The sequence below is a fragment of the Micromonospora lutea genome, from assembly GCF_016863535.1.
Classification (GTDB): Bacteria; Actinomycetota; Actinomycetes; order Mycobacteriales; family Micromonosporaceae; genus Micromonospora; species Micromonospora lutea.
In genome coordinates this window covers 281,524-303,037 of sequence record NZ_BOPB01000009.1, presented here as the reverse complement: position 1 = coordinate 303,037, position 21,514 = coordinate 281,524, and the positions used below count along the sequence as shown (strand labels likewise).

Below are 21,514 nucleotides of genomic sequence, written 5' to 3'. Positions count from 1 at the left end.
CGGACGGTCGCGGACGCAGACGCCAGCTCGGGCGCGAGGAGAAGGCGGTGGACCAGCGCCCGGGGACCGTCGTAATGAGCAGGTCGACCACTGCCGCAAGATCCGGAACAGGCGCGGGATGATCATGGGGGCGGTCGGCATGAAGTTCGCTGTTTGCCCTGGTAGGCCAAGCGACGTGGTGTCGAGCGCTACACCCTTCCTAAACCGTGTGCTCCCAACGAGAGTCACCCGGCTTTACCCGCACCATTGCCGATTTGCTCTGTTCTGGATCAAGGCACCGCGCTCCGCGCGGTGCGGGGCGGCAAGCCCGGCCGGCGGCAAGCCGCCCCGGCCGCCTACGGCGCCGGGGCGGTGAGCCACCGACAGCCGCCGGGACACCGCCCCGACAGTCGGATCTCAACTCAGCGCGAGTTCGTCCGGGAAGCGCTCATGAAGCGCGGCGACCACATGGCGTAGGCAGTACTCAAGGCTGTGGCCGTCGACCCTGATCGCCGCACCAGGGAGCCGCTGACCTGAGACCACCACCGTCCAGGGCTCGCGCTCCCGCTCGCCGTCAATCTTGACCAGCCCGACCAGACCCATCTCCCCCAGGTGCTCCAGCAGCTCCGGCACGCACTCGTCCCACCTCACACACGAATGGGACCACCAAGACCGCTACGGAAGCCAGCGAGTCGGCCTGGTCGTGCGCCGGGGCTTCCGGCTGCCGCGCCAGTCCAACCCCGGGACTGGCTTGCCACCGGGTCACCGGGTTGCGGCGCCAGCTCCACCGCCAGGACGTGCCCGGCCTCCCCCAACAGCCGCCGGCCCCACTCCCGGAACCATCGAGCAAGGCCCCGAGAAGGCCCACAGCGGCACAGCCAGCGCCCGACCCGAGACGAGGTCGACTGAGCCGGCGCTCAGGGCGTCTCCAGGGCGTCAGGGCGCCGTCAGGGCGTCAAACGCCGGCCAAAGTTGACCAACGACGACCATCGACGCCCGGACATAGAACCAGCTCAGGGCCATGATCACGGCTCTGAGCTGGGGGCGACGGACGAGTCGACCTGTACGCCGGATTCTGTGCGCGGCGTGCACCTGGGGTGCGCGCCGGCGGCGGCCATCCATCTCGGCCTGCCGTTGCCGACAGGCTCGTGCGGCCTACCCGCAGACATCGGGCGGGCAGCCCTCAAGCGTCTGCGCGAGTTGTCAACTAGCGGTGACAACCCATTCTTGGCCTTGCTCCGGGTGGGGTTTACCGAGCCATCCCGGTCACCCGGGATGCTGGTGGGCTCTTACCCCACCGTTTCACCCTTACCGTCCCCGTATGGGGTCGGCGGTCTGTTTTCTGTGGCACTGTCCCGCGGGTCGCCCCGGGTTGCCGTTAGCAACCACCCTGCCCTGTGGAGTCCGGACGTTCCTCGGCGGCGGGCCGCAGCCCGCCGACGCGACCGCCCGGTCGACTCGTCCGTCGCGTACTCATCCTAACGACACCGGGTCCGCGACTATGCCGTGCCCGCGTCGAGACCGGCGGCACCGTACAGCGGTGGCTCGAAGGAGGCAGCAACATCCCCGATGTTGCCGCTTCCGACCGACCGCGACACCGCAACAACCCGGAAATTGCTGCCTCCCCGTGGCCCGCCGCCGGGGAACGGGTGGGTGGGTACGGATACTGGTCCGGTGACGATGCCGCCGTTTCCCGAACCGACAGCGCCCGCCGACGGGCGGGGCGAGGTGTTTCTGCGCTATCTCGATTATTTCCGGGAGAGCGTCCTGGCGAAGGTGGCCGGGCTGGCCGAGGAGGAGCGGCGAGGGAGCCGGCTGCCGTCCGGCTGGTCGCCACTGGCGTTGCTCAAGCACCTGCGTCACGTGGAGGTTCGCTGGATCGAGTGGGGGTTCCAGGGGCGCGACGTCGGGGACCCGTGGGGCGACTGGCGTGACGGTCGGTGGTATGTCGCGCCGGAGGAGGGTTTCGTCGAGTTGGCGGCCGCGTTGCGGGCTCAGGGGGCGCACACCCGGGCAGTTGTCGAGGGTGCCGACCTGGCCGAGCGCGGCGCGCCGGGGCCACGGTGGGACGGTGCTGATCCGGCGTCGCTGGAGCGGGTCATGTTCCACCTGGTGCAGGAGTACGCCCGTCACCTTGGACACCTCGACATCGTGACTGAGCTGGCCGGCGGCCCGGTCGGGGAGTAGCTTCGGCGAGGGTCGGGCCACGGGACTCGGTCCGGACGACTAGCCTGCTGATCATGGATTTCGCCGATGCGGCGTTACTGCTCGCCGCCGGTCTCGCCGCGGGTACGGTCAACGCGGTGGCCGGTGGCGGCTCGCTGATCACGTTTCCGGCGTTGCTCGCGATCGGGTTGCCGCCGGTACCGGCGAATGTCACCAACTCGCTGTCGGTCGCGCCCGGATATCTTGCCGCCGTGGCGGGCAGCCGGGTGGATCTGCCCCGGTCGCGGCTGTTGGTCGCGGTGGTGCCCACCACCGTGGTCGGCGCGTTGGCGGGTGCCGGGCTGCTGCTGATCACCCCGGCGCGGGCGTTCGAGTTGGTCGTACCCTTTCTGGTGCTCGGGGCGACCGCGCTGCTGGCGTTTCAGGATCCGCTGCGCCGCCTGGTCGGCCACCCGCGTGAGCTGACGCCGCGTCGCCGGGCCGTGACGGTGCAGGTGGTGGTGGCGCTGGCTGCGGTGTACGGGGGCTACTTCGGTGCCGCCGTCGGGGTGATGCTGGTCGCCGGCCTGGCGCTGGTGCTGGACGCGACGCTGGCCCGGGTGAGCGCGATCAAGAATCTGCTCTCCGCCGTGATCGGCCTGACCACGCTTGTCATCTTCGCCATCGCCGGCCCGGTGAACTGGGCCGGGGTAGCGGTGGTCGCCCCGGCCACGCTGGTCGGCGGGTATGCCGGTGCCCGCCTGGTCCGCCGACTCCCCTCCGCGGTGCTGAAAACGATCATCGTCGGTTTCGGCACCGTCATCGGTGGCTACCTGCTCTGGCGCGCCCTCGCCTGACCCGATGCCTCGCCGGCGGGTCAGAGTGCGGCGAGGTGGGCGGTCTCGTTGACGGAGCGGACGGCGACGCCGCCGTCGGGCCAGCGGTCCAGCACCGAGACGCCGGCCGCGTCGAGGTAGAGGCGGTGCAGGAAGGCGTCGGTGGCGCCGAGCGCGTCGCGCAACATCAGCTTGATCGGTGAGACGTGTGAGACCACCACGACGGCCTGACCGGGGTACGCGTCGAGCAGTCGCCGTACCACCCGGGCGCATCGCTCGGCGACCGCCTCGAACGACTCGCCGTCCGGTGGGGCGACCCGGGTGGAGGCGAGCCAGGCGTCGAGTTCGCCTGCCCAGCCCTCGCGTACCTCGGCGAAGGTGCGTCCCTCCCAGGCCCCGAAGTCGCATTCGATGAGTTCGTCGTCGCGGCGTACCGGCAGGTCACCGATGGCGGTGGCGATCGCTTCGGCGGTCGCCGTGCACCGGGACAGCGGTGAGCTGACCACGGCTGCGGCGTCCGGGGCGAGCGCGGCCACCCGGGCGGCCGTGGCCCGCACCTGGGCCCGTCCCTTGCTGCTGAGGGGGATGTCGCCACGGCCGGAGTAGCGCCCCTGCTCGGTGTACTCGGTCTCGCCGTGCCGGACCAGGATGAGTCGGGTGGCGGTGAAGCTGGGCCGGGGCTCCCAGGACACCGGCGCACTGGTCAGGTCCGCGCCCGGTGACTCGGTCCGGGCGGCGACCTCGGCGGCACCGCCACCGGCGGGTTCCGGGCCACCGAGGCGACGCGGCGGCTCGACCAGGCGGGGCGGCTCGACGGTCGGCGTGGCGACGCCGGACGCGGCTGCGGCGTCCATGGCGGCGTTGGCGAGGGCGTCGGCGTGGGTGTTGCGGTCCCGAGGGATCCAGGCGAAGCGTACGGCGGTGAACCGGCCGACCAGTTGGGCCGCCTCGGCCGCCAGTGGGCGCAGGCCGGGGTGCTTGATCTGCCATCGCCCGCACATCTGCTCGACGACGAGTTTGGAGTCCATCCGGATCTCGACCTCGTCGGCGCCCAGTTCGGCGGCGGCGGCCAGGCCGGCGATCAGTCCCCGGTACTCGGCGACGTTGTTGGTGGCGGCGCCGATCGCCTCGCTCCGTTCGGCCAGCACCTCGCCGGTCGCCGGGTCGCGGAGCACCGCGCCGTACCCGGCCGGCCCGGGGTTGCCCCGGGATCCGCCGTCGGCCTCGACGAGGACCGTACGCGTGGCCACCGGCTACAGCCCGGACTCGTTGGTGCGGACCATGATCCGGCGGCATTCCTCGCAGCGGACCACGTCGTCGGGGTCGGCTTTACGGATCCGGCCCAGGTCGGCGCCGGAGAGCTCCAACCGACACCCGCCGCAGCGGCCGGCGGCCAGCAGCGCCGCGCCAAGTCCGGTGTCGGTACGGATCCGTTCGTAGAGCTGCACCAGGTCGCCGGGCAGGTCGTTGGCGAGGGGCTGGCGGGCGGAGCGCTTGAACTCCTCCTCGCGGGAGATCTCGGCGAGGCTGTCGTCGCGCCGCTGCTCGGTGGCGGCGCGACGTTCCCGCACCTCGGTCAGCCGCTGTTCCACGCCGTCCAGCACCGACTGTGCGGTTTCCCGTTGCTCCATCAGCTCCAGCTCGGCGTCCTCCAGGTCGCTCTGCCGGCGGTTGAGGGAGGCCAGCTCGTGCTGGAGCGCCTCCAACTCGCGGGCCGGGCCGGTGCCGGCGGTCAGCCGGTCCTCGTTCCTGGTCTTGCGCGCCCGGACCTGGTCGACGTCCTTCTCCATTCGGGCGATGTCCCGGTCCAGGTCGTCGACCGCCACCTGGGCTCGAACCCGCTCGTCCTCCAGGGCGGACAGCTCCCGGGCGAGGGCCTCCAGTTCGGCCCGCTCGGGCAGCGCCCGACGCCGGTGGGCGAGCTGGGCGAGGGCGGTGTCGATCGCCTGGAGGTCGAGCAGGCGGCGCTGGACCTGGGGGTCAGCCTTCACGGTCGGGCTCCTTGTCCTCCGGCGCGGGTTCGTCCGGGTGCGGTGAGGCGGCGTGCACGGTCCACGGGTCGGTGTCCAGGTCGGACACCAGGGTCTCGACGCCGGGCGCGGCCCGTAGCAGCGCCGCGAGGTCGTCCAGCCACGGCCGTTCGGTGGCCCAGTGGGTGGCGTCGAGCAACGCCGGTCCCCCGGTGGCGAGGTGTTCACCGGCCGGGTGGTGGCGTAGGTCCGAGGTGAGGTAGGCGTCCACCCCGGCTGCGGTCGCGTCGGCCAGGAAACTGTCCCCGGCGCCACCGCAGACTGCCAGGGTACGCACGATGCGGTCTGGATCGCCTGCGGCGCGTACTCCGGCGGCGGTGGCCGGCAGCACGGCGGCGGCTCGACGGGCCAGCTCGGCCAGGGTCATCGGTTGCGGCAGGCGACCGATCCGGCCGGCACCGCGCCCCGGTCCGGCGGCGGGGGTGCCGGGGCGGGCCGGTTGCAGGGGGCGTAGGTCGAGCAGGCCGAACCGGGCGGCGAGGGCGTCGGACACGCCCGGCACGGCCACGTCGGCGTTGGTGTGCGCGACGTACAGCGCGACATCGGCCTTGATCAGCTGGTGGACGATGCGGCCCTTGTAGGTCGTCGGCGCCACCGACGACACCCCGCGCAGCAGCAGCGGATGATGGGCGATGATCATGTCGACGCCCGCGTCGAGCGCCTCCGCGACCGTCTCGGGAACCACGTCCACCACGCAGAGGATCCGGCGTACGGGGGCGGACGGCTCACCGAGCACCAGGCCGACCTTGTCCCACTCCTCGGCCCAGGCCGGTGGGTAGTGCCCCGTCACCTCGGTCACCACGTCGGCGACGGTTGGTACGGCTGCGGTTGTGCTCACGGCCGGTGAGCTTACCGGCGTCGGCGCTTCTACCGAACGTCACCCGGGCTTACCCGAGCCCCGGTTCGGTGCCCGACCGTGCCGCGTCGACAGTGCGGACCCGGCCACGGGTGAACGCCCGTGGCCGGGTCGCGGATTCTTCGGCGGTCGGAACCGGGTGTCAGGTGGCACCGGATCCCGGTCCGGCGGTCGTCGACGGTGGGCTGCTGGTCAACCGGTGCGACAGAGGCGGTCACGCACGGCGGTCAGCGGCAGCGCCCACGGAAAGGCATGCTGGTGCCGTTCACCCGTCCCCGGCGCGTGCAGGGGGAAGACGTCGTCGCCGAAGAGCACGCCCACCCCCCATTCGGAGAGCCGGGCGAGGCCCGCCCGGAAGGCGGGGTGGGCGGCCATCGCCGCGTTGGTGTACGGCACGGCCACCAGCGGTATCCCCCGGCCTTGCGCCTCCACCAGCAGCCCCAGGGCGAGGGTGTCCGTGATGCCGGCCACCCACTTGTTGACGGTGTTGACCGTGGCCGGGCAGACGATCATGGCGTCGGCGGTGGGCAGCACGTCGGGATCGCCCGGGTTCTTGTAGTGCGTACGTACCGGGTGGCCGGTCTGTCGGGCCAGCGCGGTGCGGTCGACGAACTTGGCGCCGTCGGGCGTGGTGATCACGCAGACGTCCCAGCTGTCCTGTTGGGCCAGGTCAACGAGCCGGCCCACGTCTCGGGCCAGTGGCGAGCCACAGGCGATGATGTAGAGCACCTGGCGGTGCCCGTCGTGGCGGTGCGAACCGGTCATGCCGGCTCCGAGGTCATACTCCTACTCCCATGTGCTCAGCCAACTCCGCGATCGGAGAAGGCGGCGCACCACGTGTGCGACGTAGGACGTCTGACATGACCTCGTGGGCGATCGGGCGGCAGCGAATCTCGGACGGCGCCAGGCGGTCACCGCGGAGCAGCATCTCACCGGCGTTGGCCACGTCGCCGATCTGAGCGAAGCCCCGGGCCAGGTCGAGCAGGTGGTGCGCCCGGCGTTCGGGGAGCAGCGCGTCGAACAGCGCGGGCTGGATCTTCTGGCGGTGAACCTCGACGGCCCGCCCGCCGTCGCCCAGCTCGACGGCGGCCGCCGCCCGGTGCAGCTCCACGTTGGTCGGCCCGAACGACGTCCAGTAGTGGTTCTGGTCGCCGCCGAGTTCGACCGCCGCCGCGTGAGCTTCGTTCAGCAGATCCTCGACGGTGGCGGTGTCACCGATGCGGGAGGCGGCCATCGCGCCCTGAAGCAACAGCATCCCGTAGACGGAGAGGCGCTCCGGTCGGCTGTCGTTGCCGCCGCCCGGTGCCACCCGATTGGCGATCCGTACGTTCAGCTCCAGCGCGGGCCGGGGTCGGCCCATCGCCACCAGGGCGTTGCAGACCCGGGTGGTGGCGACACCGGCGAGCAACTGGTCGTCGGCGCGTTGCGCGACGGCGATGGAACGGTCGGCGGCGAGCCAGGCGAGGTCACACTCGCCCAGCTTGCGGAGCACCGAGGAGGCGAGCTGGTAGACCTGACCGAGCAGGTGGGCGGCGCGCTGGGCCTGGTCGCCGCCGTACGCGGCATCGGCCGCCTGGGCATCACGGAGCAGCTTCGGCAGCGCTCGGATGAGCATTCCGTAGCGGCCGTACTGGTAGGTCAGCCAGGCGTGGGTGACCGCTTTGCTCATGTCGGCCAGTGGTGGTGGGCTCGGTGCCGCGTCGAAGTACGCGCTGATCGCGTCGTAGCGCTCCAGCGCGGCCCGGATCTCCTCCACCTCGAACTGGTCGATGCAGTTGAGCGCGTCGGTACGCCGCTCCGGGTCCTTGCCGAGCAGCAGCTGCACGTCCATCTGGAGGATGTCCGCGATCTCGTAGAGCACGGAGAACTTGTCCAGCCGCCGTACGCCCCGCTCGATTTTGTCGACCCAACTCTTCGACTTGCCCAACCGGTCGGCGAAGACCTGTTGCGACATTTTCCGCCGGCCGCGCCAGTAGGCCACCCGCCGTCCTATGGGCAGCTCGTCCATCCCCAGTCCTCTCCTCGCTGGAGCCCTGGCCGGGGGCCGGGGGCCGTTCGGTCGGCGCGGCGATCCGTCCGGATCTCAGGTTTTCGCTGGTCGCACAGGAAGTGCGTCAGTGATCTGGTCGGACCTCGTACTTTTCGTGCAAGTTGCATCGGCCACTTTGTCAAACCAAACGATGACGGGCCACGGCAGTGACGGGTCTCGACGTACGAGCTGACGCCGGTCGGGCGCGGCGAGGGGAGATGGCACCAATGTGGGGAACTGTCGGACCACACGTGGCGCGTCTGTCGCCGTTGGAACGGGTACGACTGCGCCGGGTCGCGGTGCGCTACGCGCTGCACGGCTGGGCGGTGACCCCGGGCGCCTGCCTGGCGCGGAGCCGCTTCGTCTGCGGCCGGGCCGGCTGCCCGACGGTCGGCTGCCATCCCGCCCTGGAGGACTGGGAGCATGCTGCCAGCGTCGACCCGGCACGGGTGGCCACCTGGTGGCGGTCCCGGCCACACGGCGTACTGCTGCCCACCGGCCGCTCCTTCGACGTGCTGGAGATCCCCGCCCACCTGGGCCGGATGGTCCTTGACGCGGTACGCGCCCACCCGGTCGGCCCGGGGGTACGCGGACCGGTGCTGGTCACCCCGACCGGGCGGTGGATGTTCCTGGTCCGCCCGGGTGACCCACTGCGACCCGAACTGGAGCACTGCTTCGACGTGGTCCTGCACGGTCGAGGATCGTGGATCGCGGCGCCGCCGACCCGGCTGCCCGAGGGGCAGGTCCGCTGGGCGGTCGCTCCGGAGCAGGCCCGGTGGCAGCTGCCGGACGCCTACCTCGTGCAGAACACGTTGGTCGAGGCGCTGCGGGCGACCGGAGTGACGCTGACCTCGGCGCTGGTCCCCGGTCATCTGCCGCTGCCCCGCCGAGGCCACTGACGGGCGCCTCGCCGGCCGGCTGGTCACCTGGTGCGACGCGCCGGCAGCGAGACCCGGGAGCACCGGCGCTCGTTGGATGCTTTGACGGCGCGTCCGCGCCGGGAGCGGGGATGCGATGTCCACCGACGACACCAGACACCACCCGGGCGGGGCAGAGCCGCCTCGGCGACACCGACTCGGGCACCGATGGGCGGCCACCCGTCCGCCGGGCTCGCGGCCCGGCCGCCCCCGGCCGACCGGGTCCCGCCCGGCGAGCACCCACCGGCTGCCCCGCTGGCCCTGAACCGTGCCGAACCCGGCGGTCGGCAGCACGCGGCGGTCGGCAGCAGGCGGCGATCCGGGCCGGTGGTTCCCGGCCGGGCGGACTGCCTGGACCGCCACGGATCGAACCGGTCGGCGGCATCAGTCGATCGCCGGCAGGTCGGCCGAGTGCAGGCACTGCCCGTCGTCGGTGACCACCGCGTGCCGGTGTGCGGGCAGCCGGTCCAGCCAGCCGATGCCCGCCACACCCATGGCCACCGCCGCGGTGGCGTACGCGTCGGCCAGTCCAAGGTCATGCCCGATCACGGTCACCGACCGCAGACCCCGCGCCGGGACTCCCCGACGCGGGTCCCGAACGTGGGGGCCGCGCTCGTAGACACCTGACGTGGCGATCGCGAGGTCCGTCCCGGTGAGCACCAGGCAGACCGCCGACGGGTTCCAGGGGTGCCGCACGCCGATCCGCCACGGCAGCCCGGTCGACGACCGGCCCCGTACCCGCACGTCACCACCGGCGTTCAGGCAGTGGTTGTCGACACCCGCGGCCCGCAACCGGTCCGAGGCGACCTGGACGGCCCAGCCCTTGACGTACCCGGACGGGTCCAGCCCGCCGGTGGCGTACGCGTCGAAGAAGCCGTCGGTGGCACCCCACAGGTCGGCGCAGCGTTCCAGCACCCGGCGCAGGTCGGCCGACGCTTCCGAGAGCAGCAACTCGCCCCGGTCGAAGCGGCACACCTCGCTGTCCGGCCGGTACGTGCTGAACCTCGCGTCCACCTCCCGTAGCCAGGCGAACACCTCGTCGGCCAGCGTGGCCAGCTCCGACGTGGACCGGTCCTCGGCGATGTCGAGGCTGACCGCCGTCCCCATCACGTGTTCGACGCGACGCAGCCCGGGCCGGATCACCGTGCCCGTACTCATCGCGCCTGGTCGATCGCGGCCTGCAACGACCGCCGGTAGGCGTCACTGGTCGCGGTCGCGCCCGAAACGGTGTCCAGGTCGGCGCTCTGCCGTTCCACCACCATCCCCACCGCACCGCTGTAACGGCTGTCGACCTGGTCGCTGCGCTGGTCCGACTGTGCCGTCCCACGCGGCAGCCGCAGCGCCGCCGCGTTGACGATCTGGTCGCCGACCACACTGATCCGGACCTGCACGTCACCGAACTCGTTGGTCACCACCGGCCCGATGACCGTGCTGGGGGTGGGTTGCGCGGCGGCCGTACCGGCCCGGGAAGCGGCGGGAGTCTTCGGGGTGCCACCCGAGTCGGACCGGCTCGCCCCGGACGCGCTGCGGTTCGGCTTCGGTGAGCTGCCGGCCTTCGGCTTCGTCGCCTTCGAGCTGGTCGACGGTTGCGGCCCCTCGGCGACGGGAGGTGGCGGCGCGGGTTCCTCCCGGGCGAGTTGACCGGTGCCCGGGGTGGCCTTGAACACCACCAGCGCGGTGGTGCTGGCGGCCAGGCCGGTGATCGCGAGGAGCGCGCGGCGCATGCGGTGAACCCTCTCAGAGTTCGAAGGTGGCGAGGTGGATCTGACGGCGGCGCACGCCGGCCTGGCGGAGCACCCGACGGTACTGCTCGACCAGGCCGGGCGGGCCGCACAGGTACACGTCGCGCCGGGCCACGTCCGGCACCAGCTGACGTAGTCCGTCCGGGGTCATCACCTGCCGTGGACCGGGGTCGCTGCGGGAGCCCATGACGTACCAGACCCGCAGACCGCGGTTGCGGGACAGCCAGTCCAGTTCCTCCTGCAACAGCACGTCGGCAGGGGTACGGGCCCGGTAGATCAGGGCGGCGCCGGGTGGCAGTTCCTCCAGCATCGCCCGCAGCGGGGTGATGCCGCTGCCGGCGGCGATCAGCAGTGCCCGCTCGTGGGTGCGGTGAGCCGCCGTGCAGGTGCCCGACGGACCGACCGCCCAGACCCGTACGCCGGGGTCGAGGTTGCGCAGATCCTGGGTATGTCGACCGACCACTTTGACGGTCAGTCGCAACCAGCGGTCGTTGGCGGCGGCGGAGACCGAGAACGGGTGCGACTGCCACCAGCAACCCCGGGTCAGGAAACGCCAACGGAAGAACTGTCCACCCAGCAGCTTCAACCGATCGAGGCGTTCCCCGGTCAGGTAGAGCGAGACGGCGTCGGGACCTTCGGTGACCACGTCACTCAGCCGTAGCCGGTGCCGCAGGTTGAACCGCAGCGGAATGATCACTCGACCCCACAGCCACGCGACGACCACCAGCACGTACAGGGCGATCCAGCCGGTCCGCGCCGGGCCGGGCCGGAACAGCTGGCTGCCGTTGCTGAACTGGTGGGCGAAGCCGAGCAGCAGCACGGCGTACGCGGCCAGGTGGGTGGCGTGCCACAGCTCGTACGGCAGCACCCGGCGTACCGCCCGCACGCTGACCAGGCCGACCAGCACCAGCAGACCGGCGGCGGCGAACGCGGAGACCATGTCCTGGTACTCGCGCAGCATCACCCCGGCCTGGCCCAGCGGCGAGCGACCCTCCAGCCCGGCGTAGCCGACCACGATCAGAGCCGTGTGCGCGAGCACCGCGACCAGCAGGGTGGCGGCGACGTCGCGGTGCCACCGAGCGATCCGCTCGCCGCCGGCCCACCGTTCCAGCATCGGCAGGCGGCTCATCATCAGCACCTGGACCAGCAGCAGGTAGCCGGCGACCAGGCCGGTGATCTGACCGGCGGCCGTGATCATCGCGGTGGTGCCGGTCAGGGAGCCGGCCGGGGTGTCCCGCCACCACGGCAGCACACTGGCGACGAGACCGCCCAGGAACAGCACGATCAGCAGTCGCCGGCCACCGGCACCACGCCGGGGCACGGCCGGCGGTGGGGCGGGCGGATGGTGGTGCGACCACGCCCCGGGGCTGAGGTCCGGCCGGGGGCCGGCGTACGGGCGGGGGTAGGTCGTCACGCCCGGCCGCCGCACTCGTCGAGCTGATCGGCCATGCACCGTTTCCGATTCCTGCCGCGCGTCGCCTCAGGCCGTGACCGGTCTCCCGAGGTGCGACGACTGAGCCTGAGGGTTTTGCCCGGGAAGATAGTCACCGATCGTCACCCCGACAAGACGGGCCGACCCGCCCGGTCGGGGCACTTAAGGCTGAGCTCATCAGGGACCAGACGTCCGGCGGGTACCGGACCACCTCGGGTATGCACGCCGCAAGCAGGGCGTTCGCCGGCCACACCCGGTCAGTGGGTGACAATCCCACCCCCTGACACCGGCTGCCGTGCCACCCCGCCGCACCGCCCGAAACTTAAGGTGCGGATAAGCAACCGCTCAGCTGCCGCCGGTCGCTCCTGCTCGCCCCGGAGTGCCCCAAAGTAGCAACAGCACGAGCGCGTTAGCCGTCACCCCAGCGGGTATTCGGCCACACCGTTGCTGAACGCGTGAGGGGAAGGCACATGCTCAGCAAAGAGGATCAACGCAGATTTGAGCAGATCACCCGCAACCTGCGAGAGAGCGACCCGGCGTTCTTCGCTCGGCTCGACCATCGGGCCCGGGGCCGTCATGGCCGCTGGCTGCTGTTGTTGACCGTCGCACTCTGGGCGGCGCTGCCGGCGACCACCGTACTCGCCGGCCGGGTCGCCGGGGCGATCTTCGCGGTGGTGTTGTTGACCAACGCGGTGCTGATGTGGCGGTTCCGGCAACGTTGGCTGTGACCGACAGGTCGCGTTCCGTCCAGGATCGACTGGCCGCGTAGCGACGCGGAAGGCCATTCGATCCTGGATCGAGCGTGACCATGACGACGAGGCCCGGGTGTCACAGGACCGTGCCCCGCTCGCTTCGGGCGAGCCTCAGGAGACCCGGCCTAATCGCCGAGCTGGCGGTAGGCGTGACCGAGACGTTCGACGAGTCCCGGTCCACCGATGGCCGGCGCGGGCGCGCCCAACTGCCGTAACAACAGGTCCGGCTGGGTGGTCAGGGTCGGCGGACGGTCCGGCAGCGGCACGGGCGGCAGCCAGAACCGGTCGACCGTCTCGGCCAGCGGTGTGACGGGCAGGTCGGCCAGCGCCCGGGTGGCACCGGTGGCGGGCATCTCCACCTCCTGGTGGCCCGGCCATCCACCGTCGGCCACCCGGCCGGCGTCGGCCGGCCCGGCGGCCCGGGCGCGGGAGCGGCCACGTCGGGAGGTCCGTTCCGGCGACGCTGCCACGTCCCGCGCTGCCGGAACGTCGACACCGGCCGGTTCACCGTCCCGCGCTTGCGTGGTCGTGGACGGATGGGTCTCGGCGCGCAGTCGTCGCAGCCGGGCGAGCAGTTCCGACCGGCTGCGACCACGCCAGTGCAGCAGGGTGAACGGGTCCGCGTCGAACGCCTCGGCGAGCAGATAGAAGGTGGCGGCGAGGTGCTTGCAGGGCACCGCGACGTCCGGGCACGAGCACCGCTGGTCCAGGTCGGTGACCGCCGCCGGGAACAACGGCGCTCCGGCCGCGACGAACAGCTCCTCCAACTCGGCCGGCAGGTCGCCGGCGAGCAGCCGGGCACTGAAGAACGCCTGGGCGGCGAGTTCCCCCTCGATCCGGGCCCACAGCCGAACCGGAAAGGGTGGCAGTGCCACGCTGACCTGGTACGGCGTGGGCCGGGATCCCTGCACCACCGCGCTCACCACGCCCGGGGCGACGTTGAGGCGAAGCACCTGCCCGGCGCGGGCGTACGACCGGCCCCGGGTCAGCCGGGTGCCGAGCGCGAAGGACTCCAGCACCTCCAGGAATCGGCGGGACCACCAGGAGACCCCGATCGCGCCACGGGTGCTGCGGGCGCGCAGGCCGCCATCGACCCGGCGCGGCCGACCGTAGTCGGCGAACCTGCCCGCGCTGTCGGTGCTCACTCGGCCACTGCTCCCGCCTCCAGGGCGAACAACTCACGCAGTTGGTTGGTGGACAGTTCGGTGACCCACTGTTCGCCGGTGCCGACCACCGAGGCGGCCAGGCCACGCTTGTCGGCGATCAGCGCGGCGACCTTCTCCTCCACCGTGCCGGCACAGACGAACTTGCGGACCTGCACCCGGCGGCGCTGTCCGATCCGGAACGCGCGGTCGGTGGCCTGGTCCTCCACCGCCGGGTTCCACCACCGGTCGACGTGCACCACGTGGTTGGCGGCGGTCAGCGTCAGGCCGGTCCCGCCGGCCTTGAGCGAGAGGACGAACAGCGCCGGCCCGCTGTCGGACTGGAAACGGGCCACCATCGCGTCGCGGTCGGCCTTGCCGACCCCGCCGTGCAGGAACAGCACCTCCCGGCCGAACCGGGCCGACAGGTGCCCGCGCAGCATCCCGCCGAACTCGGCGTACTGGGTGAACAGCAGGGCCTTCTCCCCCGCCGCGAGGACCTCGTCGAGGATCTCTTCCAGTCGGGCCAGCTTGCCGGACCGTCCGTTCAGGGGCGAGCCGTCGCGCAGCAGTTGCGCGGGATGGTTGCAGACCTGCTTGAGCCGGGTCATGGTGGCCAGCACCAGGCCGCGCCGCTCGATGCCGTCACTGGATTCGATCCGGGCCAGCATGTCGTCGACGACCACCCGGTAGAGCGCCGCCTGCTCGGCGGTGAGATTGCAGAAGACCTCCATCTCCAGCTTCTCCGGCAGGTCCGAGATGATCGACGAGTCCGTCTTGAGCCGGCGCAGCACGAACGGACCGGTGATCCGGCGAAGCCGTTCGGCGGTTTCGGCGTCCCCGTGCCGCTCGATCGGCTCGGCGAACCGCTTGCGGAACGTCGCCGCCGGGCCGAGCAGGCCCGGATTGGCGAACTGCATGATGGACCAGAGATCCGCCAACCGGTTCTCCACCGGCGTACCGGTGACCGCGATGCGGTGTCGCGCGGGCAGTGCCCGTACCGCTTCGGCCTGTCGGGTGGCGGCGTTCTTGATGGCCTGGGCCTCGTCCACCACCACCCGGTGCCAGTCGACGCCGGCCAGCTCCGCCGCGTCCCGGGCAGCCACCGAATACGTGGTGAGGACCAGGTCCGCGGCGTGCACGGTGGCGGTGAACTGCGCGCCCCGCGCCCGCTGCGCGCCATGGTGCACGTGTACGCGTTTGTCGGGGGTGAACCGGGCGGCCTCCCGCTGCCAGTTGCCGACCAGCGACATCGGACAGATCAGCAGGGTCGGGCCGGCCTGCGGAGGGTCGGCGGCCAGCAGCGCCAGCAGTTGCACCGTCTTGCCCAGCCCCATGTCGTCGGCGAGGACCCCACCGAGCCCGAGCGACTGGAGGAACGCCAGCCAGGCCAGCCCCCGTCGCTGGTACGGCCGCAGCGTGCCGTGGAAGGACGGCGGCTCGTCCAGTGGGGTGAGCCGGTGTTCCACGGCACCGGCGAGCAGGTCGCCGAGCGCACCGTCGGCGCTCACCTCGAGCACCGGCAACGCGTCCGGTTGATCGGCGTCGGACAGGCCGAGTCGCAGCAGGTCGGCCACGGTGAGTTCGCCGGTGGAGCGCAGCAGACGCAGGCCGGCGGCGAGCCGTTTGGGGTCCAGTTCGACCCAGCGCCCCCGCAGCCGGACCAGCGGGGTCTTCAGCTCCGCCAGGTGGGTCAACTCGTCGGAGGTCAACGGTTCGTCGCCGAGGGCCAGCTCCCAGCGGTAGTCGACCAGGGCGTCCAGTCCCACCCGGTCGGCCGGGCCGGCAACCGCGCCGGGCGCGCTGCGGGAGCGGGCCCGCAGCCGTGCGCCGAGCCGCGACGCGGGCCGCTGCCACCACGTTGGCAGCAGCACCGTGAAGCCCGCCGCGTGCAGCGTCGGCGCGCCCTCCCGCAGGAACCGGTGCGCGCCCTCGGTGTCCAGCTCCAGCGCTTCCGGCCGGGCGGTACGCAGGGCCACGTCCAGTTCCGGCCAGAGGCGGCTGGCCCGGCCGAGCTCGGCCAGCAGGATCTCCTGCGGATGGTCACCGGCGACGGTGCCGCCGTCGCCGCGCCACACCTGTCCGGCGTCGACGTGCAGGCCCGGCTCGTCGTTGGCGCGCAGCCCGAACTCGACCCGCCACCGGCCGGCGGTGGCGACGACGGCGGCGGGGTCGGTCGGCACCACCGGCACCGGTTCGGTCAACTCGTCGGCCGACGGCTCGACCAGCCGGAAGCTGGCCCGCACCGTGCCACCGGCGGCGTCGCGCTGCCACTGGTCCAGCTCCGACCGGAGCGTGCGCAGCGCCGCTGCCTCGGCGGTGAACCCGCGACGCGGCCCGGTCAACGCGCCGAGCCAGGCCGCGACGGCGCTGTTCGATCGCGCTCCCCTGGCCAGGGTCATCGGCGGCAGCGCGGCGCGCACCGCCGCATCGGTGAGCGCGTCGAGGGCGTCGGCGACGAGCAGCCCGGGCGTGTCCGCCGACCCGTCGGACGAGCTCGACGCCTGCGGCACGGATCGCGGGCCGGTGCCGGCAGCGGATGCACCGGATGACGCCGTCCGACGACGGCCGGTGTCCGATGGGGCCGCCCGGCGGTGTCCGTCCCGATCGCCAGGTGCCAACGCGGACAGCTCCGCCTCGACGACGGCCCGGGCGGCGGGGGGCAGGGCCAGCGCCAGCGACCGGGCCCAGGTGATGTCCGTGCCGGTCAGCAGGGGCCGCCACACCGCCCAGGCGGACGACGTCCCGGTCGGGTCGCCTTGCGGTGCCATGGCCGGAGGCACATCGGCGAGGCTGGGCAGGACCCGGCCCCGGGCGGCCAGGTCGGTGGCGAAGTCAGCCAGTTCGACCAGGTGTCGCAGGCTCGTGCCAGACGCGGCGGCCAGCGCGGCGGCGGCACGCAGCAGGGACAGCGCGGCGTCCGGGGCGTACGCCAGGACCGGGACCTGCCACCCGGCGAGGGTGACCGGGCCACGGACCGGTGCCACGACGGCGGTGCGCACCAGTTCCGGCGAGTCCAGCGGCGAGCCGGCCCGGGTGGGTAGCCGCAGCAGCGCCGTTCCGTGATCGTCCGGTTCGGCGACCTCGGCCAGCAGCGCGACCAGCGTGGCGTGCCCGGCGGCGAACGGGTGCGGCCGGGCTCGCGGTGCTCGGCCGGGACGACGCGGGGCGTGGGGTGGCAGGGTGCTGTCCTCGGCCCAGACCGCCAGCCCTCGACCGGGCAGCCACATCCCATGGACGACCAGCACGCGCTCCCCCTCGGACCGGACGGCCCCGCTCGGCGCTGGCGGCGACCCGGGGTCCTGTCGACACCCGGGCCAGGATAGGCGGCACCGGCCGGCTAGCGTCGGCGCCATGTGCGACCTTCTGGTGATCGGTGGTCTCGGCGTGGATGTGCGGGTACGGGTGCCCCGGCTGCCGCTGCCGGTGGTCGACTCCGTCACCGTCGACCCGATCGAGCTGCGCGTCGGCAACACCGGCGCCGGTCTGGTGTTCGCCGCACACGCACTCGGGCTGCGGGTGACGGTGGTCGACACGGTGGGCGTGGACCCGGCGGGTGCCGTCGTCCGGGCCGCGTTGGCCGGTACCGACGTGCGTGCGATCCTGGCCGACGACCCGGCGGGGACCCGGCGGTCGGTGAACCTGGTCGACCCCACCGGTCGGCGGATGTCGCTGTACGACCCCCGGGACTCGGACGGTCCCCCACCGTTCACGGCGGCTCAGGTGGCGGAGCTGGTCCGGGACGCCACCCACGTCCACTTGTCGATCATGGGATGGGTGCGGGAGCTGCTGCCCGACCTCGGTGACGTGCTGGGCGAGGGGGTGGGCACCTCGACCGACCTGCACGACTGGGACGGACGCGACGCGTACCACCGTCGGTTCGCCGACGTCGCCGAGCTGGTGCTGGTCAGCGGCGCGGCGCTGGGCGACCGGGCGGCGGCCGTGGCCGGCACGCTGGCGCCGCGCCCGGTGCTGGTGACCCGGGGCGCGGACGGCGCCGACCTGTACCTGGGCGGCGGTGTGCAGCGGATTCCGGCGGCCGTGCCGCCCGGCCCGGTGATCGACACCAACGGCGCCGGGGACGCCTTCGCGGCCGGGGTCATCGCGGCCCGGTCGCGCGGCGCGACCTGGGCGGAGGCGGCCGGATACGCGTCCCGAGTCGCCGCCGCAGCCTGCACCCACGACGGCATGCAGTACCCCCCGAACCTCCTCCCCCACCCCTAACCCGCGCCGATCATGCAGTTGTGGCACCTCCCAAGAGCCGCGATTCGTGATGAACCAGGAACCACAACTGCATGATCGCCGGGTTCGCCCTGCGGGGTGACCGACGGGCGGGGCAGGATGGGGCCCATGGCATCCACGGTTGAGATCCCGCTGGTGGGCGGCGTGGCCGACGGCGAGCACGTCACGGTCGAGTTGGACCCGAACGGCCGGCCCCCGCTCACCCACCATCGACTGGGACCGGAAGGGCTGGCGGAGGCCGAGATCTACGAGTTGGAGTCCGTCGACGCCGACCGGCAACAGTGGCGTTACTGCTGGCGGGGGCCGGCGGTCTGAACCCCGCCGCCTCGTCGGTCAGGCACCGACCTCGACGAGGGACCGGTTGCGCAGGCTCTCCAGCACCGCCCGGGTGACCTGGGAGGTGCCCCGGGCCTCGTCGCACACCCGCGCCACCCGCTGGGCGGTGACCTCGGCCCGCTGTTCGCGTTCGTCCCACAACTGGTCCACCTCGGCCAGCAGGGGGCCCTCCACCTCGCGCTCCACGCCACGCAACGCCGGCACCCCGAGCCGCTGCGCGAGGTCGAAAACCTTGCCGGCGTACGGCAGGGGCAGGAACGGCGTACCCATCATCGCGGCGAAGATCAGGAAGTGCAGGCGCATACCGACAGCCAGGTCGAAGTGGCGCATCAACCCCAGCACCTGCTGCGGCGAGTAGGTGCCGTGCAGGATCCGCCCCCGCTCGGCGGCGATCATGTGCGACAGCACCCCGTGCGAGTGCCGGATGTCGTCGCGCTCCATCGGTACGAACAACACGTGCGCGTCGATCCGGTGCACCAGGAAGTCGCCGATCTGCGCCAGCAGCCGGTGATATCCGTCCACGTCGAGCCGTTCCGCCGCCCGGCCCGGTTCCCGCACGCTCATCCCGACCAGCCGCTTGCCGGCCGGCACGCCCTCCTCGCGGAGGAAGTCCGCGGGGAAGTCCTCGGGTTCCAGCAGGAACGCCGGGTCGCCGGTGACGGTGATCGGATTGAGCAGGCCAGCTTCCTCCAGCACCATCCGCGACTCCTGGTCGCGTACGGTCACCTGGACCGCGCCGGCCAACGTCTCCCGGACCATGCCGGTGTCCACCATCTCGTTGAGCGGCCCGACACCGACGGCGTACGTCAGCAGCGGCAGACCACGCTCCTGCGCCACCCGTACGACCCGCAGGTAGCGGCGTGCCTCCTTGTCGTAGAGGATGCCACCGCCGCCCAGGATGAGCAGGTCGAGCTGAGACAGCACGAGGGCCGAGTCGGTTCTGCTGACCCCCTCCCACGGCACCGCCTCCACGTCCGGATGGGCGACCGCGGTGTGCGCGGGGTTCCGTGAGAACACGATGATCCGTGCGTGCGGCTCCTGCTGACGTAGATCGGTCAGCAGACCGGTGAGGATCGCCTCGTCGCCCAGGTTGCGTCCACCGTACGAGCCGAGCACGCCGATGGTCAGTCCGGCACGCGTCATCCGTCGCTCCTCCCCAGGTGCGTCCGCTCCGCCGTTTCCCCGCTGCGCTGGTGAACAGTCCTCGCAGGTGAGCCGCTCTACCCACCCCGGCTGGGAAACGGCTTGCCGGCCAGGTCCGCCCACGGGCACCGTGAGCGACATGCGGGCCGATACGAGGAACCGACTACGGTGGCACCAGTTGCCCGCCGATGTCCGATCCGCCGTGGAGAAGATCATCGGGGACCGGGTGGTCGAAGCGGTGTCGCAGTCGGGCGGCTACTCCCCCGGCACCGCCGACCGGGTACGCACCACCAGCGGCCGTCGCGCCTTCGTCAAAGCGGCCAGCCCCGCCCAGAACCCGGACACCCCGGCCATGCACCGGGCCGAGGCGCGGATCACTCGCCGCCAGGCCCGCTGGTTGATCATGAGGTTGTTGTCGCGCCAAGCCGGGCGGGGTGACAACAACCTCATGATCAACGTGGCGAAGGGGTAACGGGGTCAGGTGGGCGGGGTGGACGAGTGGGTGAGGAAGGGCAGGACCGTGGCGGGGAGGGCGGGTGAGTCGACGATGTCGTAGTGGGTGAGTCCAGGAAGGACGGCCAGCCGGGCGGCCGGGCGGTCGGTGCCGTCCCACCCGGCGTCCCGATGGCCGCCACCGAGCAGGCCGAAGAGCTCCACCATGTGTGCCGGGCGGACCGAGTCGGCGTCGGCGAAGACCAGCATCGTCGGTGTGGTGATGGCGGCGACCTCCGGTGACCAGTCGTAGTCGCGGCGCAGCAACTCACCGGTTCTGACCCAGAGCCGTGGCCAATCCTGCGGGCGCGGCGCGACACGCCGGTAGAGCTGCTCGGGCGGCGTGCCACGCAGCCGTTCGGCGGCCGCCTCGTCCGGCTCAGGCATACCGGCAAGCACCTCGGGAAACCAGCCCTGCCGCCGGCACGGCGCGGACACCACCACGAGACGGCGGAGCAACTGTCGGTGCTGCACCGCCAACCGCAGGGCGACCCCACCGCCGAGGGAGAAGCCGAGCACTTCGGCCTCGGCCAGTCCGAGGTGAACGATCAGCGCCGCCACGTCGTCGGCCATCGACTCGTACCGCAGGGGCCGGCCGACGTCGGCGGTGCGTCCGTGGCCCGGTAGGTCGATGCTGACCACGAGGCGACGCCCCGCCAGGGCCGGCCGGATCGCGGCGAAGGTCTCCACCGCGCCGAACCCGCCGTGCAGCAGCACCAACGGTCGTCCGGCGCCGTGCGTCTCATACCAGAATCGAACGCCGTTCGCTTCGGCGTAAGCCACCTGAACCCTCCCGTCCGCTGCTGTCCAACCGCTACTGACCGCCGCCTCGCTGATGGAGAGGGAGGTTCGGTGCACTGCGCGACGGTGGACGCCGCTGGGGCGGCGGCAGGTGAGAACCGGTCAGGAATCAAGAAGCGCCGGACACGGAGCCGCTCATAGCGTGACCCTCGTGTGCATCATTCCTCACGCGCTCAGGAGACAGGGCATGAAAGCGAACGTCAGCTCGATCCTCCTCGGTGTCCGGGACCTCGCCCGGTCGAAGCAGTTCTACACGGAAGGGCTCGGCTGGAAGGTCAAGAATGACTACGGCGTCTCGGTGTTCTTCGAATCGGACGGCGGCTCGTTGGTCGGCTTCTACGGCCGCGAGGGCCTGGCCGACCAGGTGGGCACGAGCCCGGAAGGCAGCGGCTTCAGCGGACTGGTCCTCACCTACGTGGTCCGCAGTCAGGCACGGGTCGACGAGGTCATCGCGGAGGCCGAGAGGGCCGGGGCGACGATCCTCAAGCCCGCCGGCGCCCTTCCCTGGGGTGGGTACGGCGGCTCCTTCGCCGACCCGGACGGCTACATCTGGAGCCTCGGCTACAGCGCCCAGGGCGCGGACCAGCCCTACGCCGAGTAGCTGTCACGGCCCGGAGAATCGATCTCCGGGCCGTTGTTG

General features: G+C 72.1%; 21 protein-coding genes and 1 other RNA gene. 8 read left to right on the top strand and 14 right to left on the bottom strand.

Annotation, left to right across the window (positions count from 1 at the left end):
- Window positions 1–396: 396 nt before the first annotated feature.
- Both Vlu01_RS09170 and rnpB read right to left on the bottom strand, forming a co-directional pair.
- Window positions 397–630 carry a hypothetical protein gene (locus tag Vlu01_RS09170; protein WP_203996573.1) on the bottom strand — a complete coding sequence of 78 codons (234 nt, stop codon included), beginning with the start codon at window positions 628–630 and terminating at the stop codon, window positions 397–399.
- Between the two features lie 397 nt (window positions 631–1,027).
- Window positions 1,028–1,440: RNase P RNA component class A (gene rnpB / locus Vlu01_RS09165), an RNA gene on the bottom strand.
- Between the two features lie 219 nt (window positions 1,441–1,659).
- Here rnpB and Vlu01_RS09160 point away from each other — a divergent pair.
- Both Vlu01_RS09160 and Vlu01_RS09155 read left to right on the top strand, forming a co-directional pair.
- The gene (locus Vlu01_RS09160; protein WP_239095821.1) at window positions 1,660–2,166 is read left to right on the top strand and encodes a DinB family protein; all 507 of its coding nucleotides are present in this window, start codon (window positions 1,660–1,662) and stop codon (window positions 2,164–2,166) included.
- Between the two features lie 53 nt (window positions 2,167–2,219).
- Entirely contained in the window at window positions 2,220–2,981 is a 762-nt protein-coding gene (locus Vlu01_RS09155; RefSeq protein ID WP_203996569.1) for a sulfite exporter TauE/SafE family protein, read from the top strand.
- Between the two features lie 20 nt (window positions 2,982–3,001).
- Here the strand turns inward: Vlu01_RS09155 and Vlu01_RS09150 are convergent, their stop codons facing one another.
- The 5 genes from Vlu01_RS09150 to Vlu01_RS09130 all read right to left on the bottom strand — a co-directional run bounded on the left by Vlu01_RS09150 (window position 3,002) and on the right by Vlu01_RS09130 (window position 7,854).
- Window positions 3,002–4,210, bottom strand: a complete 1,209-nt coding sequence (locus Vlu01_RS09150; protein ID WP_203996567.1) for a bifunctional RNase H/acid phosphatase — start codon at window positions 4,208–4,210, stop codon at window positions 3,002–3,004.
- A 3-nt stretch (window positions 4,211–4,213) separates the two neighbouring features.
- On the bottom strand, window positions 4,214–4,951 hold the full coding sequence (locus Vlu01_RS09145; protein WP_203996565.1) for a zinc ribbon domain-containing protein: 738 nt from the start codon (window positions 4,949–4,951) through the stop codon (window positions 4,214–4,216).
- A complete protein-coding gene (locus tag Vlu01_RS09140; protein ID WP_203996563.1) occupies window positions 4,941–5,828 on the bottom strand; it encodes a Nif3-like dinuclear metal center hexameric protein in 888 nt (295 codons plus the stop codon). The genes Vlu01_RS09145 and Vlu01_RS09140 overlap by 11 nt, the downstream gene beginning before the upstream one ends.
- Window positions 5,829–6,038: 210 nt before the next feature.
- Window positions 6,039–6,611, bottom strand: a complete 573-nt coding sequence (locus tag Vlu01_RS09135; RefSeq protein WP_203996555.1) for a flavoprotein — start codon at window positions 6,609–6,611, stop codon at window positions 6,039–6,041.
- A gap of 13 nt (window positions 6,612–6,624) precedes the next feature.
- Window positions 6,625–7,854: a helix-turn-helix domain-containing protein gene (locus tag Vlu01_RS09130; protein ID WP_203996553.1), complete on the bottom strand. Its 1,230-nt coding sequence runs from the start codon at window positions 7,852–7,854 to the stop codon at window positions 6,625–6,627.
- A 248-nt stretch (window positions 7,855–8,102) separates the two neighbouring features.
- Here Vlu01_RS09130 and Vlu01_RS09125 point away from each other — a divergent pair, with 248 nt between their 5' ends.
- Entirely contained in the window at window positions 8,103–8,774 is a 672-nt protein-coding gene (locus Vlu01_RS09125; RefSeq protein WP_203996551.1) for a bifunctional DNA primase/polymerase, read from the top strand.
- Between the two features lie 402 nt (window positions 8,775–9,176).
- Here Vlu01_RS09125 and Vlu01_RS09120 read toward each other — a convergent pair whose 3' ends face one another.
- Genes Vlu01_RS09120 through Vlu01_RS09110 form a run of 3 tightly spaced genes read right to left on the bottom strand, consistent with a single transcriptional unit; the run spans window position 9,177 to window position 11,948 of the window.
- The gene (locus tag Vlu01_RS09120) at window positions 9,177–9,899 is read right to left on the bottom strand and encodes an FAD:protein FMN transferase (protein WP_203997075.1); all 723 of its coding nucleotides are present in this window, start codon (window positions 9,897–9,899) and stop codon (window positions 9,177–9,179) included.
- Window positions 9,900–9,946: 47 nt separating this feature from the next.
- Window positions 9,947–10,516, bottom strand: a complete 570-nt coding sequence (locus Vlu01_RS09115) for an FMN-binding protein (protein ID WP_203996548.1) — start codon at window positions 10,514–10,516, stop codon at window positions 9,947–9,949.
- Window positions 10,517–10,529: 13 nt separating this feature from the next.
- Window positions 10,530–11,948: a ferredoxin reductase family protein gene (locus Vlu01_RS09110; RefSeq protein ID WP_203996544.1), complete on the bottom strand. Its 1,419-nt coding sequence runs from the start codon at window positions 11,946–11,948 to the stop codon at window positions 10,530–10,532.
- A gap of 488 nt (window positions 11,949–12,436) precedes the next feature.
- Here Vlu01_RS09110 and Vlu01_RS09105 point away from each other — a divergent pair, with 488 nt between their 5' ends.
- The gene (locus Vlu01_RS09105; protein WP_203996536.1) at window positions 12,437–12,694 is read left to right on the top strand and encodes a DUF3040 domain-containing protein; all 258 of its coding nucleotides are present in this window, start codon (window positions 12,437–12,439) and stop codon (window positions 12,692–12,694) included.
- A 149-nt stretch (window positions 12,695–12,843) separates the two neighbouring features.
- On the opposite strand, the gene Vlu01_RS09100 is transcribed toward Vlu01_RS09105, so the two are convergent.
- Window positions 12,844–13,863, bottom strand: a complete 1,020-nt coding sequence (locus Vlu01_RS09100) for an SWIM zinc finger family protein (RefSeq protein WP_203996534.1) — start codon at window positions 13,861–13,863, stop codon at window positions 12,844–12,846.
- Entirely contained in the window at window positions 13,860–17,108 is a 3,249-nt protein-coding gene (locus tag Vlu01_RS09095) for a DEAD/DEAH box helicase (protein WP_203996532.1), read from the bottom strand. Before Vlu01_RS09095 ends, Vlu01_RS09100 begins: the two co-directional genes overlap by 4 nt.
- A 106-nt stretch (window positions 17,109–17,214) precedes the next feature.
- Here Vlu01_RS09095 and Vlu01_RS09090 point away from each other — a divergent pair, with 106 nt between their 5' ends.
- Complete coding sequence (locus Vlu01_RS09090; RefSeq protein WP_203996530.1) at window positions 17,215–18,084, top strand: carbohydrate kinase family protein; 870 nt, start codon at window positions 17,215–17,217, stop codon at window positions 18,082–18,084.
- 126 nt (window positions 18,085–18,210) lie between these two features.
- Window positions 18,211–18,417, top strand: coding sequence for a DUF8847 domain-containing protein (locus tag Vlu01_RS09085; protein WP_203996528.1), 207 nt, complete (start codon window positions 18,211–18,213; stop codon window positions 18,415–18,417).
- Between the two features lie 18 nt (window positions 18,418–18,435).
- Here Vlu01_RS09085 and Vlu01_RS09080 read toward each other — a convergent pair whose 3' ends face one another.
- Window positions 18,436–19,581: a polysaccharide pyruvyl transferase family protein gene (locus Vlu01_RS09080; RefSeq protein WP_203996525.1), complete on the bottom strand. Its 1,146-nt coding sequence runs from the start codon at window positions 19,579–19,581 to the stop codon at window positions 18,436–18,438.
- 139 nt (window positions 19,582–19,720) lie between these two features.
- On the opposite strand from Vlu01_RS09080, the gene Vlu01_RS09075 reads away from it, so the two are divergent.
- Window positions 19,721–20,053, top strand: coding sequence for a hypothetical protein (locus tag Vlu01_RS09075; protein ID WP_239095796.1), 333 nt, complete (start codon window positions 19,721–19,723; stop codon window positions 20,051–20,053).
- Between the two features lie 5 nt (window positions 20,054–20,058).
- Here the strand turns inward: Vlu01_RS09075 and Vlu01_RS09070 are convergent, their stop codons facing one another.
- Window positions 20,059–20,856 (bottom strand): alpha/beta fold hydrolase, encoded by a 798-nt coding sequence (locus Vlu01_RS09070; protein WP_203996523.1) that lies wholly within the window; start codon window positions 20,854–20,856, stop codon window positions 20,059–20,061.
- A gap of 205 nt (window positions 20,857–21,061) precedes the next feature.
- Here Vlu01_RS09070 and Vlu01_RS09065 point away from each other — a divergent pair, with 205 nt between their 5' ends.
- Window positions 21,062–21,475, top strand: coding sequence for a VOC family protein (locus Vlu01_RS09065; protein ID WP_203996522.1), 414 nt, complete (start codon window positions 21,062–21,064; stop codon window positions 21,473–21,475).
- Window positions 21,476–21,514 lie beyond the last annotated feature (39 nt).